Source organism: Arthrobacter sp. ISL-69 (genome assembly GCF_018613775.1).
In the GTDB taxonomy this organism is placed as follows: Bacteria; Actinomycetota; Actinomycetes; order Actinomycetales; family Micrococcaceae; genus Arthrobacter.
In genome coordinates this window covers 62,757-78,661 of the sequence record NZ_JAGGPO010000025.1, presented here as the reverse complement: position 1 = coordinate 78,661, position 15,905 = coordinate 62,757, and the positions used below count along the sequence as shown (strand labels likewise).

Annotated in this window: 15 protein-coding genes; 9 read left to right on the top strand and 6 right to left on the bottom strand. The window is 64.9% G+C overall.

Going from position 1 to position 15,905, the window contains the following annotated elements:
* Nucleotides 1–15 precede the first annotated feature (15 nt).
* The gene (gene mca / locus J7I79_RS18260; RefSeq protein ID WP_214955582.1) at nucleotides 16–921 is read right to left on the bottom strand and encodes a mycothiol conjugate amidase Mca; all 906 of its coding nucleotides are present in this window, start codon (nucleotides 919–921) and stop codon (nucleotides 16–18) included.
* Nucleotides 922–1,011: 90 nt separating this feature from the next.
* On the opposite strand from mca, the gene J7I79_RS18255 reads away from it, so the two are divergent.
* Entirely contained in the window at nucleotides 1,012–1,473 is a 462-nt protein-coding gene (locus J7I79_RS18255; RefSeq protein ID WP_285291476.1) for a DUF4307 domain-containing protein, read from the top strand.
* Nucleotides 1,474–1,675: 202 nt separating this feature from the next.
* On the top strand, nucleotides 1,676–2,170 hold the full coding sequence (gene greA / locus J7I79_RS18250; RefSeq protein WP_104172736.1) for a transcription elongation factor GreA: 495 nt from the start codon (nucleotides 1,676–1,678) through the stop codon (nucleotides 2,168–2,170).
* 91 nt (nucleotides 2,171–2,261) lie between these two features.
* Here the strand turns inward: greA and J7I79_RS18245 are convergent, their stop codons facing one another.
* The 4 genes from J7I79_RS18245 to J7I79_RS18230 all read right to left on the bottom strand — a co-directional run bounded on the left by J7I79_RS18245 (nucleotide 2,262) and on the right by J7I79_RS18230 (nucleotide 6,530).
* Nucleotides 2,262–2,891 (bottom strand): rhomboid family intramembrane serine protease, encoded by a 630-nt coding sequence (locus tag J7I79_RS18245; RefSeq protein WP_214955578.1) that lies wholly within the window; start codon nucleotides 2,889–2,891, stop codon nucleotides 2,262–2,264.
* A gap of 5 nt (nucleotides 2,892–2,896) precedes the next feature.
* Complete coding sequence (gene ilvA / locus J7I79_RS18240) at nucleotides 2,897–4,135, bottom strand: threonine ammonia-lyase (RefSeq protein ID WP_214955576.1); 1,239 nt, start codon at nucleotides 4,133–4,135, stop codon at nucleotides 2,897–2,899.
* A gap of 3 nt (nucleotides 4,136–4,138) precedes the next feature.
* Nucleotides 4,139–5,506 carry an AI-2E family transporter gene (locus J7I79_RS18235; protein ID WP_251042975.1) on the bottom strand — a complete coding sequence of 456 codons (1,368 nt, stop codon included), beginning with the start codon at nucleotides 5,504–5,506 and terminating at the stop codon, nucleotides 4,139–4,141.
* Nucleotides 5,507–5,603: 97 nt separating this feature from the next.
* A complete protein-coding gene (locus tag J7I79_RS18230) occupies nucleotides 5,604–6,530 on the bottom strand; it encodes an aldose 1-epimerase family protein (RefSeq protein ID WP_214955574.1) in 927 nt (308 codons plus the stop codon).
* Between the two features lie 180 nt (nucleotides 6,531–6,710).
* Between J7I79_RS18230 and galT the strand changes: the two genes are divergently transcribed.
* Genes galT through J7I79_RS18215 form a run of 3 tightly spaced genes read left to right on the top strand, consistent with a single transcriptional unit; the run spans nucleotide 6,711 to nucleotide 10,287 of the window.
* Nucleotides 6,711–7,856 carry a galactose-1-phosphate uridylyltransferase gene (galT, locus tag J7I79_RS18225; protein WP_214955572.1) on the top strand — a complete coding sequence of 382 codons (1,146 nt, stop codon included), beginning with the start codon at nucleotides 6,711–6,713 and terminating at the stop codon, nucleotides 7,854–7,856.
* Complete coding sequence (galK, locus tag J7I79_RS18220; protein ID WP_214955565.1) at nucleotides 7,853–9,028, top strand: galactokinase; 1,176 nt, start codon at nucleotides 7,853–7,855, stop codon at nucleotides 9,026–9,028. The genes galT and galK overlap by 4 nt, the downstream gene beginning before the upstream one ends.
* 20 nt (nucleotides 9,029–9,048) lie before the next feature.
* Complete coding sequence (locus J7I79_RS18215) at nucleotides 9,049–10,287, top strand: acetyl-CoA C-acetyltransferase (protein ID WP_214955563.1); 1,239 nt, start codon at nucleotides 9,049–9,051, stop codon at nucleotides 10,285–10,287.
* A 91-nt stretch (nucleotides 10,288–10,378) separates the two neighbouring features.
* Here J7I79_RS18215 and J7I79_RS18210 read toward each other — a convergent pair whose 3' ends face one another.
* The gene (locus tag J7I79_RS18210) at nucleotides 10,379–11,287 is read right to left on the bottom strand and encodes a Bax inhibitor-1/YccA family protein (protein WP_214955561.1); all 909 of its coding nucleotides are present in this window, start codon (nucleotides 11,285–11,287) and stop codon (nucleotides 10,379–10,381) included.
* A gap of 517 nt (nucleotides 11,288–11,804) precedes the next feature.
* Between J7I79_RS18210 and J7I79_RS18205 the strand changes: the two genes are divergently transcribed.
* From J7I79_RS18205 to J7I79_RS18190, 4 genes are read left to right on the top strand one after another with little or no spacing between them, the layout of a single operon-like run.
* A complete protein-coding gene (locus tag J7I79_RS18205) occupies nucleotides 11,805–13,088 on the top strand; it encodes a branched-chain amino acid ABC transporter permease (RefSeq protein WP_214955559.1) in 1,284 nt (427 codons plus the stop codon).
* A 9-nt stretch (nucleotides 13,089–13,097) separates the two neighbouring features.
* Nucleotides 13,098–14,066 carry a branched-chain amino acid ABC transporter permease gene (locus J7I79_RS18200; protein ID WP_214955557.1) on the top strand — a complete coding sequence of 323 codons (969 nt, stop codon included), beginning with the start codon at nucleotides 13,098–13,100 and terminating at the stop codon, nucleotides 14,064–14,066.
* Complete coding sequence (locus J7I79_RS18195) at nucleotides 14,063–15,091, top strand: ABC transporter ATP-binding protein (RefSeq protein ID WP_214955556.1); 1,029 nt, start codon at nucleotides 14,063–14,065, stop codon at nucleotides 15,089–15,091. Before J7I79_RS18200 ends, J7I79_RS18195 begins: the two co-directional genes overlap by 4 nt.
* Entirely contained in the window at nucleotides 15,088–15,858 is a 771-nt protein-coding gene (locus J7I79_RS18190) for an ABC transporter ATP-binding protein (protein ID WP_214955555.1), read from the top strand. Before J7I79_RS18195 ends, J7I79_RS18190 begins: the two co-directional genes overlap by 4 nt.
* Nucleotides 15,859–15,905: the final 47 nt, after the last annotated feature.

The following is a 15,905-nucleotide window of genomic DNA, read 5'->3' as shown; positions in this document are numbered from 1 at the left end:
GAAATGGGCTTGGCTCTATCTTAGCCCTGCAAAGAGATCCTTTTCCGGCAGTTCCACGGGAACCCGGGACTGGATCAGGGTGTAGTCCTCCCAGGGCCAGGCGCGGCGCTGCATGTCCGGGGACACGGCGAAAAAGAATCCCAGGGGGTCCACCTGGGTCCGGTGGGCGCGGAGCGCATCATCCCGGGCTTCAAAATAGTCCCCGCAGTCAATCTGCGTGGTGGTGGGATGCGTCGGGGCCGGCAGCGTGTGGCCTTCCGCATCAGCCTCGAGCCAAGCTGCGAGCCGTTCGGCGTAGGGCGACTGCAGTCCCGCCTCTTCCAGTGCAAAGTGGAGGGCACGGAAGCGGTCAGGGCTGAAGGCGCGGTCATAGTAAAGCTTGCTCGGCGCCCAGGGCTCGCCAATACCCTCGTAGCGTTCCGGATCGCCGGCGGCTTCGAAGGCCTCGACCGCCACTCGGTGGGCCATGATGTGGTCCGGGTGCGGATAGCCGCCGTTTTCGTCGTAGCTCACGATCACCTGCGGCTTGAAATCGCGCACCAGCCTGACCAGCGGAGCAGCCGCCCGTTCCAGCGGTTGGAGGGCGAACGAGCCTGGCGGCAGCGGCGGAAGCGGGTCACCTTCGGGCAGGCCGGAGTCCACAAACCCGAGCCAGCGCTGGCGGATGCCCAGCACCTTGGCGGCGTTATCCATTTCCAGGCGCCGGGCGCCGGCCATGTCGCGCCTGGGGTGCGCCTCGTTCTCCACGGCAGGGTTCTGGATGTCGCCCCGCGATCCGTCCGTGCAGGTGGCCACCATGACGTCGATTCCTGCCGCGGCGTACATTGCCATGGTGGCTGCGCCCTTGCTCGATTCGTCGTCAGGGTGAGCGTGAACGGCCAGCAGGCGGAGCGGCTTTGACTGGCTTGCGGACGCTGTCATCTGAAACGGCTCACTTTCTTCGGATTTCAAGGTTGCGGGTCAACGGGTGCGGGGACGGAATTTTCCCCTTCAGATCCACACTAAACTGGAATGGTGACTTCCGAGGATCAGCCGGCCACATCCGCGCCGGCAAGTACCACCCTAGCCAATCGATACGGGGGCCAAAAGCGTGCCCTCTCCGGGAAGGCAAAGCGAAACATCGGAATAGCTGCACTGGCTGCCGGGATAGGTTTCATGGCATGGATCTCCACCTCCCTGAACACCGAAACCGTGACGTTCAAGGACATCGGCTACAGCACCACGGACGCCACCCAGGCGGAGATCGATTTCCAGGTCACCAAGGATCCCGCCACCGGCGTCAAATGCGCTGTCAAGGCACTGGACTCCAAATTCGCCGTGGTCGGCTGGAAAGTAGTGGATATCGGACCGAACCCGGCTGACGCCACCGCCGACGGCGGACGCACCACGGTCCACCGCGCGGTGGTGCGGACGGAGTCCCTCTCAGTTTCCGGCGTGGTGGACAGCTGCTGGATTCCGGACGCGAACAAGTAGCCGGCCACAGTTCCCGTCCCGCTTCCGGAGTCCGGCTGTGACCCACACCGCAGGCCTTCTTTGGTTTGTCCACTGCATTGACTACAATGGACCAATACCTTTACCCCGCTGAGCTGGTTACTGAGTCCCACAAGTGGCCACCGTGGCGGGGTCTTTGCTTGTTTGACCTCAAACTTGTTTGACCACGAAAAAGGAGAAGTCCGTGTCTACCACCAACAGCGCAACTGCAGCTTGGCTTACCCAGGAAGCTTTTGACCGCCTGAAGGCAGAGCTGGACCACCTCTCCGGCGCCGGCCGGGCGGAAATCGTCCAGAAAATCGAAGCTGCACGCCAGGAAGGCGACCTCAAGGAAAACGGCGGATACCACGCCGCCAAGGAGGAGCAGGGCAAGATCGAGGCCCGCATCCGCCAGCTCACCGCCCTTCTCCGCGACGCGCACGTGGGCGAGTCCCCGGCCGACGACGGAATTGTCGAGCCCGGAATGATCGTCGTGGCAAAGATCGCCGGAGACGAGGAGACGTTCCTTCTTGGCTCCCGCGAGATCGCGGGCGACTCGGACCTTGATGTCTTCAGCGAAAAGTCCCCCTTGGGTTCCGCCATCGTTGGCCACAAAGAGGGCGACAAGCTCAGCTACACCGCACCGAACGGTAAGGACATCACGGTGGAGATCATGTCCGCCAAGCCGTACGCAGGCTAGGGGCTTCAGCTCCGGAACCGCGGCAATAGCCTTATAACGAACGACGCCGGCCCTCCCCTTCGCGGGGACGGCCGGCGTCGTTCGTTAAGGCTTATCTTTCCGTCGCCTGGCGTTGCTGCGGAACGCGCCGGGGCTTCAGCAGCATGGCCGCGGCGACGCCGCCGAGGGCACCGCCCAGGTGGGCCTGCCACGAGACAAAGCCTGCCACGCCGGGGAGGACGCCGAACAGGATTCCGCCGTAGGTGAGGAACAGGACCACCGACAGCGCTATCTGCCACCAGTTGCGATTGAAGAACCCGCGCACCAGCAGGAACGCGAAAAAGCCGAAGACCAGGCCTGAGGCGCCCACTGTGATCCCCCAGCCGCCGATCAGCCAGACTAACAAACCTGAGCCGAACCAGCTGAAGGCCACTGCCGTGAGGAAGACCCTGAGCCCGGACAGAAAAACGAGGAAGCCGAAGATGATCAGCGGCAGTGCGTTGGAGACCACATGGCCGAGGTTGGCGTGGAACAGCGGGAACGTGAGGATGTCCAGCAGGCCGTCGGCGCTTCGCGGCCGGAGGCCGAACGTCCTGTTCAGGGAATGGAACGTGGCAGCATTAACCAGTTCGATCGCGAACAGCAGCACAATGAAGAGCCCCAGCACCAGCAGCCCGCCCTGTGCGCGTGCGGCAGGGGTATGCCTCGTTTGCGCTTGTCCCCCCGAAGCGTCAAGCACCATGGTCCCTAGTGGACCACGATCGGCTGGAAACCCTCGGCACGGAGTGCGCCCAGGACCTGCTCACAGTGCTCGTGGCCCTTGGTTTCCAGGTTGACGGTGATGGACACATCTCCCATGCTGATGGAGCCGCCCACGCGGGTGTGGTCCAGGCCTGTGACGTTGGCATCGTTCTCGGCGATGATCCGGGCGATGGTGGCCAGCGAACCCGGCCGGTCATCCAGCATCATGCGCACCGTCATGAACCGGCCTGCAGCGGAAAGGCCCCGCTGGATCACCTTGAGCATGAGCATGGGGTCGATGTTGCCGCCGGAGAGGATCACCGCCGTGGTGCCGGGATTCTCGATCTTGCCGTCCATCAGGGCGGCCACGCCCACGGCACCGGCCGGTTCCACCACCATCTTGGCGCGTTCGAGCAGGAAGATCAGCGCGCGGGCGAGGGAATCCTCGCTGACGGTCACGACGTCGTCCACGAGTTCCCGGATGATGCTGAAGGGCAGTTGCCCGGGACGGCCCACGGCAATGCCGTCAGCCATCGTGGAGACCTTCTTCAACGGCACCAGGGCGTCCGCGGCCAGGGACGGCGGGTAGGCCGCGGCGTTTTCGGCCTGGACACCGATGATCCGGATGTCCCGGCCCAGCTCCCGGGCCCGTGCCTTCACTGCAACCGCCACGCCGGCCAGCAGCCCGCCGCCGCCGACGCCCATCAGGATGGTGTCAACGTTGGGGATCTGCTCCAGGATTTCCAGCCCCACCGTGCCCTGGCCGGCAACGACGTCCACGTTGTCGAACGGGTGGACAAAAACAGCGCCGGTTTCATCGGCATAGCGCTGGGCTTCGGCGAGTGCTTCGTCCACGTTATGCCCGTGCAGGACCACTTCGGCGCCGTGACTGCGGGTGGCCGCCAGCTTGGGCAGGGCCACACCCAGCGGCATGTAGATCCGGGCCTTGATGCCCAGGCTCTTCGCTGCCACGGCGACGCCTTGCGCATGGTTTCCGGCCGAGGCCGCCACCACGCCGCGCTTTTTCTCCTCGGCCGCAAGTTTGGCCATTCGGACGTAGGCGCCGCGGACCTTGAACGAGCCGGCCCGTTGGAGGTTTTCGCACTTGAAGAAGACGTCGCCGCCCACCATGCTGCCCAACGCCCGGGACGATTCCACCGGGGTCCGGGTAATAATCCCCTCAAGCAGCTTTTGCGCCTCCAGGACATTGTCCAGCGTGACGGGCAGGCTATTGAGGGTTTTCACGAACTAGTCTCCTTTGGGGAATTCGGCTGGGGCGTCCGGGCCGGCATGTCCGGCGGGAGTACCCGTTGACTGTGCGGCTCCATTGCCGCGGCCCGGATTCGCACCGGGAAGGTAGACATCCTTGAAGGTGTTGTCTTGGCTGGATCCGGAGTCCCCGGTTACATCCGGGCCCACCGCAGCCAGCACTCCTTCATGTTCCCACGTTCTGGCAGCAATATATCGAATCGCCGAGTTTGCTACGGCAAGGATGGGCACCGAGAAGAGTGCGCCCGGGATTCCGGCGAGGTAGGAACCGGCCGCCACGGACAGAATGACCGCCACCGGGTGCAGGGCCACGGCCTTGCCCATAACGAGCGGCTGCAGGATGTGGCTCTCCAGCTGCTGGACCAGCAGCACGATCCCTAGCATGACAAGCGCGTTGACCCAGCCGTTCGCCACGAGGGCAAGGAGCACGGCCACGGCTCCGGTGACCAGGGCGCCCACGATGGGGATGAAGGAGCCTATGAAGACCAGAACTCCCAGCGGAAGCGCCAGCGGCACCCCAATGATGGCTGCGCCCACGCCAATTCCCACGGCGTCCACAAAAGCCACGAACATCTGGATGCGGGCGTAGCTGACCATCGACGTCCAGCCCTTGCGGCCGGCACCGAAGGTGGCGGCGCGGGCTTTCCGTGGCAGCAGCCGGACCAGGAAACCCCAAATCCGGTCACCTTCAAGGAGGAAGAAGATCAGGATGAACAAGGCGAGGATGAGTCCAGCAGCAAAATGCCCGGCCGTGCTTCCGAATGATAGGGCGCCGCTGAGGATGCTGCTGCTGTTGTTCTGCAGTGCGGCCGTGGCGTCCTGCAGATACTGGTCGATTTGGGCGGCCGTCAGGTGCAGCGGACCTTCCGCCAGCCAGCCCTGGATCTGCTGGATCCCGGTCAGCGCCTCGCTCCACAGTTCGCTGAATCCCCGGACAAGCTGCCGTCCCACGAGCGCCAGGGAGCCGCCGATGAGGCCGAGGAAGCCCAGCACGGTGATGGCGACGGCGCCGCCGCTCGGGACCCGCCGGGCCTTGAGCCATCGTGTGATGGGGCTCAGCAGGCCGGCCAGCAGGGCTGCCACCATCACGGGGATGATGAGGAAGCTAATCTTGCTCAGCAGCCAGATCAGCGCGGCGCTGACCAGGAGAATGAGCCCCAGCCGCCAGGCCCACGAGGCGGCGATCCGCACACCGTAGGGAATGTCCTGGTCCAGTTCGCGGTCCGTCAGCACCCGCAACGGAGGCGCAGGTGCGGCAGCCGCTGCGGCGTCGGGCAACCCTGCTGTTTTAGCATCGGGTTGAGCATCGGGGCTATGGTTTGGTGCGGCGTCCTCTGCTGGCGTCATAGCCTTATACTTCCCCAGCTGAGCCCCGATGGGAAACCGCCACGGCCACCAGCTGCCGGGCCCCGGCACGGAAGGCACGGTTGGCGGAAGCACCGGACTACAGGGACGCGCTGATGCCCCAGGTCATGGTGAAGGACTCCCCCGCTGCCAGCCAGCGCAGGCCGTCGCCGCTGTTGAACGCATTTGCCGGGCCGGTCATGGGCTCGATAGCCACAGCCTTTGGCCTGCCGGGGAACTTGTCCGTGACGAAGACATGGACGTAGCCGCACGATTCGTCCTGCCAGAGGCTCACGCTGCGGCCGTCGGACGCCTGCAGCGTCTGGCGCGCCACGCCGCGGTCGAGCACCAGGTCCGTGTAGGCGACGTCGATGTCCAGTTCGGCAACGGTCCGGCCGCCGCGCAGGTCCAGTTCCCCGCTGACGGGCTCCGCGCTGCGGGGTATGAGGCGTTCGTCCGCAACAAGCCGGCTGCCGGCGCCCACTGTGAGGACCAAATCCTCGGCAGGCACGTCACCAAGCCTGAGGTAGGGGTGGGACCCGAGAACGAAGGGTGCGGACGACTGGGAATCGTTGAGGAGCGTCTGGCGGACCACCAGGCCCAGGTCCTCGGCCAGCTCGTACTGCACGCGGTGCCGGACCAGGAAGGGGTATCCATGCTGGGGGAAGATCGGGGCTTCCAGCGTCACCGAAAACTCGGACTCGTCCACGAGCACGTACGAGGTGTTGCGCAACAGGCCGTGGCTGGCGTTGTTCCGGGACACTTCGGTGATGTCCAGCTGCTGCTTCCTGCCGTCCAGGTACCAGACCCCGTCCTCCACCCGGTTGGCCCAGGGCGCCAGCGTGATCCCGGTGGCTCCCGGCGGGATGTCCGCGTCCCCGTACGTTTCCGTCAGCTGGACGCCGCCGCGCGTGTAGAGCCGCAGGCCGGCGGCCAGCTCCGTAACCACAGCCAGGGCATCACCGCGACGGAGCTCGTACTGGCCGCCGGACGCATAGCGGCGTGAATGAGGGGTGCTCGAAGTCATGGGCACAACCGTACCTGCTCACGCCTGCCGCCTTATCCTGCCGGAACCACACAAGGCAGGCATGTTAACTTTTGTTCGAAACTATTTCTTTTTGATCGTTTTATGGGAGAATTGGAAATGCCAGCCGTTCCGCCCCCAGGGCGGGGCTCCGATGGCAGCCGCTCGCAAAGGACAAGACGTATGACACACATCACCAGCACCAACCTCGCCGATGGCCGGGAGCTGCTCTATTTCGATGACGCCACGCCCGGAAAGAGTGCGCGCAGGCCGGAGGAGACCCCCGACCGCCGCGAGCTGCCGGCCAGGAGCGAGCCGGGCGAAGTCAGGTTTGATGCACTGACCGGCGAGTGGGTGGCCGTGGCCGCGCACCGCCAGAGCCGCACGCACCTGCCCCCGGCGGACCAGTGCCCCATCTGCCCGACGACTCCGGCCAACCCCTCGGAGATCCCGGCGCCGGACTACGACGCCGTCGTGTTCGAGAACCGTTTCCCCTCGCTGGGGCCGGCGCTGGGGCCGGTTCCGGGCAACGCCGGCTGGGGAACCACCGGCACGGCCTTCGGCCGTTGCGAAGTGGTGTCCTTCACCCCCGACCACACCGGGTCCTTCAGCGGGCTGAGCGAAACGCGGGCACGCACCGTCGTGGAGGCCTGGGCGCACCGCACCGGGGCACTCAACGCACTGCCGGGCATCCAGCAGGTATTCCCGTTCGAGAACCGCGGCGCAGATATCGGCGTGACCCTGCACCACCCGCACGGCCAGATCTACGCCTACCCCTACGTCACTCCGCGCGCGGCAGTGATGGGCGCAGCCGCCCGGAAATTCTACGACGACGCCGACGGCCGGCGGACGCTGACCGGCTCGCTCCTGCGGTCGGAACGCGAGGACGGAAGCCGCATGGTCCTGGAGGGCGAGAATTTCAGCGCGTACGTCCCGTTCGCGGCCCGCTGGCCGCTGGAGGTGCACCTGGTTCCGCATCGCCAAGTGCCGGACCTCGCAGCGCTCAGCGGAGAGGAAAAAGACGAACTGGCGCACGTGTACCTCGATCTGCTCAAACGGCTCGATGCCCTCTACCCCACGCCCACTCCTTACATCTCCGCCTGGCACCAGGCCCCGCTCGATGAGCTCTTGCGCCCGGCAGGCTACCTCCACCTGCAGCTGACCTCCCCCCGCCGGGCGGAGGATAAGCTCAAATACCTGGCCGGCTCCGAAGCGGCCATGGGTGCTTTCATTAATGACACCACCCCCGAACTGGTGGCGGAGCGGCTACGCACCGTTACGGTTCCCGCAGCAGCACTCAACCCACTCCCGGAAGGCGCACACGCATGACCGCCCCACTCAGCAACGGCGACCTGGGCAGCAGTGACCTCGCGGCACGGTTCCAGGACGCCTTCGGTTCCGCCCCGGACGGTGTCTGGCAGGCGCCGGGCCGCGTGAACCTGATCGGCGAGCACACCGACTACAACGACGGCTTCGTCCTCCCGTTCGCCATCGACAGGACAGCCCGGGTGGCGGTCCGCGTCCGCCCCGATTCGACCCTCCGCCTGCTGTCCACATACGGCGACCAGGGCATGACGACGGCGGACACCGCGTCGCTGGACGGTTCACGGGCCAAGGGCTGGACCAAGTACCCCCTCGGCGTCATCTGGGCGCTGCAGGAGCGCGGCATTGAGGTGCCTGGCCTTGACCTGCTGCTGGATTCCAACGTTCCCCTCGGCGCCGGACTCTCCTCGTCCCACGCCATTGAGTGCGCCGTGATCTCAGCCCTCAACGACCTGACGGGCGCCGGGCTCAAGGACGAGGAAATGGTCCTGGCCACCCAGCGCGCCGAGAACGACTTCGTCGGAGCCCCCACCGGCATCATGGACCAGTCCGCCTCACTGCGCGGCGCCAAGGACCACGCCGTCTTCCTCGACTGCAGGGACCAAAGTGTCCGGCTCGTCCCGTTCGAGACCGAACCGGCCGGGCTGGTCCTGCTGGTGATCGACACAAAGGTTTCCCATTCGCACTCCGACGGCGGCTATGCCTCCCGCCGCGCTTCATGCGAGCTCGGGGCCGAAGTGCTGGGCGTCAAGGCGCTCCGCGATGTGGGCGTTGAGGACCTTGACGAAGCCGCCGGGCTCCTGGACGAGGTCACATTCCGCAGGGTCCGCCACGTCGTAACCGAGAACGACCGCGTCCTGCAGACCGTGGAACTGCTCGGCAGCGCCGGACCGGGCTCCATCGGGCCCCTGCTCGATGCCAGCCACCGATCCATGCGGGACGACTTCGAGATTTCGTGCCCCGAACTGGACCTGGCGGTGGACACCTCCCGCACCAGCGGAGCCATCGGCGCGCGCATGACAGGCGGCGGATTCGGCGGCGCGGCGATCGCCCTCACCCCCCTGTCGGCGGAGCAAAAGGTGCGCACCGCCGTCGAACAGGCTTTCTCCCGCGCAGGGTACCGGAAGCCGGATATATTCACCGTTACTCCGGCGGCCGGGGCGATGCGGCTCGTGTAGCTCGGGCGTAGGCTGGGCGCATGTCAGAAGCTGTCATTGTTTCCGCCGCCAGAAGCCCGATCGGACGCGCTTTCAAGGGGTCCCTGAAGGACGAGCGGCCGGATGACCTGGCCGTGGCGATGGTCACGGCCGCGCTGGACAAGATCCCGTCCTTCGATCCCCACGGCGCGGACGGCACCGGCCTGGACGACCTGTACCTGGGCTGCGCCGAACCGAGCGGTGAAGCAGGCTCCAACATGGCCAGGGTGGTCACCATCCTTGCAGGCCTGGACGGCGTTCCGGCGGCCACCATCAACCGGTTCTGCGCCTCCAGCCTGCAGACCATCCGCATGGCCTTCCACGCCATCAAGGCGGGCGAAGGTGACGCGTTCGTGGCTGCCGGCGTCGAGGCCGTGTCCCGCTACCCCAACTGGGCCGGCGCGGGCGAAACCGACGCCGGCACGCACAACCCGCTCTTCGACTCAGCCCGGCGGCGTACCGAGGCGCGGGCTGCATCCAACACGCCCTGGACCGATCCGCGGCTGGGCGGCCGCATGCCGGACATCTACATCGCAATGGGACAGACCGCGGAAAACGTGGCCACCACCTACGGGATCAGCCGGGCCGAGCAGGATGCCTGGGCGGTCCTGAGCCAGAACCGCGCCGAGGCGGCCATAGCCTCGGAATTCTTTGCCCGCGAGATCACCCCGTACACCCGCCGCGACGGCACCGTCGTGACGCTGGACGACTCCCCGCGCGCCGGAGTCACCCTCGAAGCAGTTGCCGCGCTCCAGCCCGTGTTCCGCAGCGAGGGGACGGTGACCGCCGGCAACGCGTGTCCGCTGAATGACGGGGCAGCCGCCGTGGTGGTGATGAGCGGTAACCGTGCCCGTGAACTCGGACTGGAGCCGCTGGCACGGATTGTGTCCACGGGCGTCAGCGCCCTTTCCCCCGAACTTATGGGCATGGGCCCCGTCGAAGCCACCCGCGTGGCACTCAAGCGTGCGCGGCTGGCAATCGGGGACATCGACCTCGTGGAACTCAACGAGGCGTTCGCCGTGCAGGTGGTGGCCAGCGCCCGTGAACTTGGCATCGACCATGCACGGCTCAACGTCCACGGCGGGGCCATTGCCCTCGGGCATCCGTTCGGCATGACCGGAGTCCGCATGACCACCACACTGCTGAACGGACTCAGGGAGCGCGATGCCACGCTCGGGCTCGCCACGCTCTGTGTTGGCGGCGGCCAGGGAATGGCAGTGGTGTTCGAGCGGCTTAGCTAAGCCGAAAGGAAACTCGCCACCAAGGGAAAGGGCCCCGCCGTTTGGCGGGACCTTTCCAACTGAAGCACGACGGCGTTCGCCGGCTTGGGTCCTACTCGTCGCCGCGGAGGATCGCCAACAGGCGGATGATCTCCACGTACAGCCAGACCAGGGTGACAGTGAGGCCGAAAGCTGCGGTCCAGGAGAACCGTTCCGGGGCTCCGTTGCGGACACCTTCATCGATGCTGGTGAAGTCCATGACCAGGGAGAACGCGGCCAGGCCGATGGCCAGGATGCCGATGGCAACGCCAATAATTCCACTGCGCAGGCCGAAGGGTTCACTCGTCAGGCCCGTCATCATCATGACGAGGTTCACCACGGAGAACAGGGCGTAGCCGACCATGGCGATCAAGAAGAACTTCATGGCCTTGGGTGTGGCACGTACCTTGCCGCTCTTGAACAGGAGCAGCGTCACCGCGAAGACGGACAGCGTTCCGACGACGGCCTGCAGGCCGACTCCCGGGTACATCGTGTCCAGGACGCGGGTGAGCCCGCCGAGGAAGAGTCCTTCCAGCCCCGCGTACGCCAGGATCAGCGCCGGCGACGGCTGCTTCTTGAAGGTGTTGACGAGCGCCAGGACGAAGCCGCCCAGTGCGCCGACGATCATCAGCAGGGAGGCCAGCGACATGCTCACGAACAGCGTCACAGCCGCGCCGGCGATCAGCACGCCGAGGCACGCGGCCGTCTTGATGATGACGTCGTCAAAAGTCATCCGCCCGGTTTCGGCCGGGCCGGCTGCCGGCTGGTTGTACATCTGCTGCAGCTGATCATGGGTCATGTTCTGCTGCTGGGCCATCCAGCCGCCCTGCGCGTCCATGACCTGGCCCGGGGCGCGGCCAGGGGCCTGGCCGTACTGCTGACCGTAGGGGTTCTGGCCGTACTGAGCCTGCGGAACAGGCGGTGCCTGGGTGGCTCCACGGAAATTCTTTCCGTTGAAGATCGGGTTTCCGCCAAGTGCCATTGCGGGTGTCCTCCAAATAAAGGGGGTAGGTGGTGATCCTTATAGTTCAAGGTACCAATTTCCACGTACGGGCGGCAGGGATAGTTCCCCCGCGGGTGCACCCGAAACCCAACCGTGACATGGCCCACCGCCGCCAGGGGACGTTTCCCCGGCCCGTCCCCACCCCCGGCAGGCGGGACGACTGTTTAGGAACACGCAGACTCAACAAAAGTTTTCTTTAGCTGAACTGAATTAATTCTCAGGCTGGGCTTCACGGTTGTTATCCGATCGCTATCTTAGGCGTGCCTACACGGCGCTTCTTTGGCGTCTGCTAGCTGTAACATAAGCCCAAGCAGGGTGACCAACATCACAAGATATTCGGTTTGTCTACCGCATATTCGGCGCCACGATCGGTCTCCTGCTCCGTTCGCAGTGGTTGTAAAGGCGCAACCCAGACCACCCCCATGTGGAGGTTTTCATTTTGAGAAGCACACCGAGAGGCCTGTCGCACAGACGGCGCGGCGGATTGCTGAAGGCTGTGGGGGCTATTTTCGCCGCCGTCGTCGCAATTCTGCTCGTCGTTGCCCCGGCATCGCAGGCCACCACCCCCTCGCCGACACCATCCCCGTCGAACCAGCAGTTCCAGAACAGCATCAGCGGCTTCCTGCGGGACGATGCCCGCGCACCTATCGCTGACGTTACTATCACCGCCAAAAGCGGTGATTTCACCGGGACCGCAAAATCAGGCGCCAACGGTTCCTGGACCATCGGAGTCCCGGTCCAGGGCACCTATGAAGTGGAGCTGGACGAATCCACGCTCCCCGAAGGCATTAAGCTCGCCGACGGCCAGGAAAATCCTCGTAACGTCACCTTCAGCCAGACTTCCAATCTCTCCGTGATCTTCGCCTTCGGCAAAGGCATCGTCGTCCAGCAACAGGACTTCGGCCAGAACCTGCTCAACAGGCTCGTGGCCGGTCTCAGCTTCGGCCTTTTGCTGGCGCTGGCCTCCGTCGGACTCTCGCTGATCTTCGGAACCACGGGGCTCACCAACTTTGCCCATGGCGAAATGGTTACCTTCGGCGCTGTCCTGGTCTTCGCCTTCAACGCCATGAGCCTTCCGTTCTGGCTGGCGATCATCCTTGCCCTGCTGGGCGGCGGACTGTTCGGCTACGTCCAGGACGCCGGTCTGTGGAAGCCGCTGCGCCGCCGCGGAACCGGCCTGGTGCCGATGATGATCGTCAGCATCGGCCTCGCACTGGCAGTCCGCTACGTCATTCAGTTCTACTTCGGCGGATCCACCCAGCAGCTGCCGTACGCACAAAGCACCGAGATCCAGATCGGGCCCATATCCATCTCGCCCAACAACCTGTGGTCGCTGATCATCAGTGCCGTCGTGATCGCCCTGATCGGCATCATCCTGCTGAAGACCCGGCTGGGCAAGGCGACCCGTGCGGTCGCCGACAATCCTGCCCTCGCGGCAGCCTCCGGCATCGACGTCGACAACGTGATCCGGATTGTCTGGGTCGCCGGCGGCATGCTGGCCTCCCTCGGCGGCATCCTGTGGGCCTACTACCGGCCGGGCGTTACCTTCGACATGGGTTCACAGATCCTGCTGCTCATCTTCGCAGGCGTGACCCTTGGCGGCCTGGGCACCGTATTCGGTGCACTGATCGGATCCGTCATCGTCGGCATCTTCGTGGAGCTGACCACCGTGTTCGGCCTCGCCGCCGACCTTAAGTATGTGGGAGCACTGTTCATCATGATTGTTGTCCTCTTGTTCCGGCCGCAGGGCATCCTGGGCCGTCGCGAGCGCGTGGGTTAGGAGACAGCCATGGACTTCGGATTTATATTTTCCAGCGCCGCCGGTGAACTGTTCAGCCCGACGACGGCGGCGTACGCGCTTGCCGCCCTCGGCCTCGCCGTTCACTTCGGCTACTCCGGCCTGCTGAACTTCGGCCAGGCTGGCTTCATGGCGGTGGGCGCCTACGGGTTCGCCATCTCCACACTGAGCTTCGGCGTGCCGTTCTTCATCGGCCTGCTCATCGCCATCGTCTGCTCGTCGATCTTCGCGCTGCTGCTGGGTATTCCAACCCTGCGCCTGCGCGCTGATTACCTGGCCATCGTCACCATCGCGGCAGCGGAAATCGTCCGCTACATCGTCACCACCAACCAGCTGACCTCCGTGACCGGTTCCGCCAACGGCCTGGCCGCCTTCGAAGGAGGGTTCTACTCCATGAACCCGTTCCCCGAGGGCTCCTATCTCGGCATGAACAACAGGGACTTCTTCATCCGAGCAGTCGGCTGGGGACTTGTGATCGTCTGCTGCACGCTGGTATGGCTCCTGATGCGGAGCCCATGGGGACGCGTCCTCAAGGGAATCCGTGAGGACGAAAACGCCGTGCGATCACTCGGCAAGAACGTGTACGCCTACAAGATGCAGGCCCTGGTCATCGGCGGAGTCCTCGGTGCCTTGGCCGGCATGATCTTCACGCTTCCCCGCGGCGCTGTCCAGCCGGCCAACTACGGCACGGAGCTGACGTTCTTCCTGTACACCTGCCTGCTGCTGGGCGGTCTCGGGACTGTGCTGGGCCCGGTGGTTGGCGCCATGATTTTCTGGGTGGTGCTGTCACTTACCCAGGGCATCCTCTACGGCCTCATTGAATCCGGCGCCGTGACCTGGCTGAACACCGTCCAGGCCGGTCAGCTGCGCTACATCCTCGTGGGTGTCGCACTGATGCTGCTGATGATCTTCAGGCCCCAGGGTGTCTTTGGCAACAAGAAGGAGCTGGCATTCGCATGAGCGAACAACTCAATGTTCCGTCACAAGGCAATACCGAAAAAATCGACTACATGACGGACTCCCGGCCGATCGCCGCCGGGGAAACGGCTCCCGGCTGCAAAAAGCGGGACCCCATCGTCGTGGCCGAAAACGTGACCCGCAGCTTCGGCGGCATCAACGCGGTCGACGTCGAGTACCTCGAGATCCCCCGGCACAAGATCACCGCCCTGATCGGACCCAACGGTGCAGGCAAAACCACGCTGTTCAACCTCCTCACCGGGTTCGATATGCCGAACTCGGGCAAATGGCAGTTCGAAGGCAACAGCCTCGCCGGCGTCTCCCCCTACAAGGTGGCCCGGATGGGGATGGTCCGCACGTTCCAGCTGACCAAGGTTATGGGCAAGCTCACCGTGATGGAAAACATGCGGCTGGGTGGCTCGGAACAGCCCGGCGAGCGGCTCTCGAAGGCCCTGTTCAAGGGCCTCTGGGGCGGCCGGGAAAAGGAGATCACCGCACAGGCCAACGTCCTGCTGGAGAAGTTCAAGCTGGACACCAAGAAGGACGACTACGCGGCGTCGCTGTCCGGAGGCCAGCGCAAGCTCCTTGAAATGGCGCGTTCGCTGATGGTCAGGCCCAAGCTGGTAATGCTGGATGAGCCCATGGCAGGCGTTAACCCGGCCCTGACCCAGTCCCTCCTGGACCACATCAAGAACCTCAAAGCGGAAGGCATGACCGTGCTTTTCGTGGAGCACGACATGAACATGGTGCGCCACATTGCCGACTGGGTAGTGGTCATGGCCGAAGGCAAGATCGTTGCCGAAGGTCCGCCGGTCGACGTAATGAAGAACCCCGCGGTGATCGACGCATACCTGGGCGCCCACCACGATGTGGACCTGGGCGACGCTGAAGGCATCAAGGAGCTGGCAGCCGAGCTGGTGGCCGACGAGGAGTCGATCGTCGGCACCGAAGACGCCGGCATCATTGCCATCGACGTCGTCGCCGGAGAGTCGGACGAAACCGAACCCAGGAAGAAGGAGACCGAATGAGTGCCACCAGCGCGGCTGCGGCCGCCACACCGGCCGCAGCGGAACAAGCGGTCGTCAAGGTCACCAACCTGGTGGCAGGCTACATTCCCGGCGTCAACATCCTCAACAGCTGCAGCATCGAGGCCCGCAAAGGCGAACTGATCGGCATCATCGGCCCCAACGGCGCCGGCAAGTCCACGCTGTTGAAGGCGATGTTCGGCCTGGTGAAGGTGCACTCGGGCTCTGTCATAGTCCGGGGGCAGGACATCACCGGGCTGAAGGCCAACAAACTCGTGTCCAAGGGCGTGGGCTTCGTCCCGCAGAACAACAACGTGTTCGCGACTTTGACCATTGAGGAGAACATGCAGATGGGCATGTTCCAGCGGCCCAAGGATTTCGCCGAACGGTTCGAATTCGTCGCCAGCCTGTTCCCCGAGCTCGCCAAGCGTCGCGCCCAGCGGGCCGGCTCACTCTCCGGCGGTGAACGCCAGATGGTGGCCATGGGACGTGCACTGATGATGGAGCCCGCCGTCCTGCTGCTCGACGAGCCGTCGGCCGGCCTCTCCCCCGTCAAGCAGGATGAGACCTTCCTGCGTGTACACGAGATCAACCGTGCCGGTGTTTCGGTGATCATGGTGGAGCAGAACGCCCGCCGCTGCCTGCAGATCTGCGACCGGGCCTACGTGCTGGACCAGGGCAAAGACGCGTACACGGGCACCGGCCGGGAGCTCATGAAGGACCCCAAGGTCATCCAGCTCTACCTCGGCACCTTGGCGGACGAAGTCTAGGCCGCCTTCAGGAGCTGCAGAAGGGCCGTCACCGCGTGGTGGCGGCC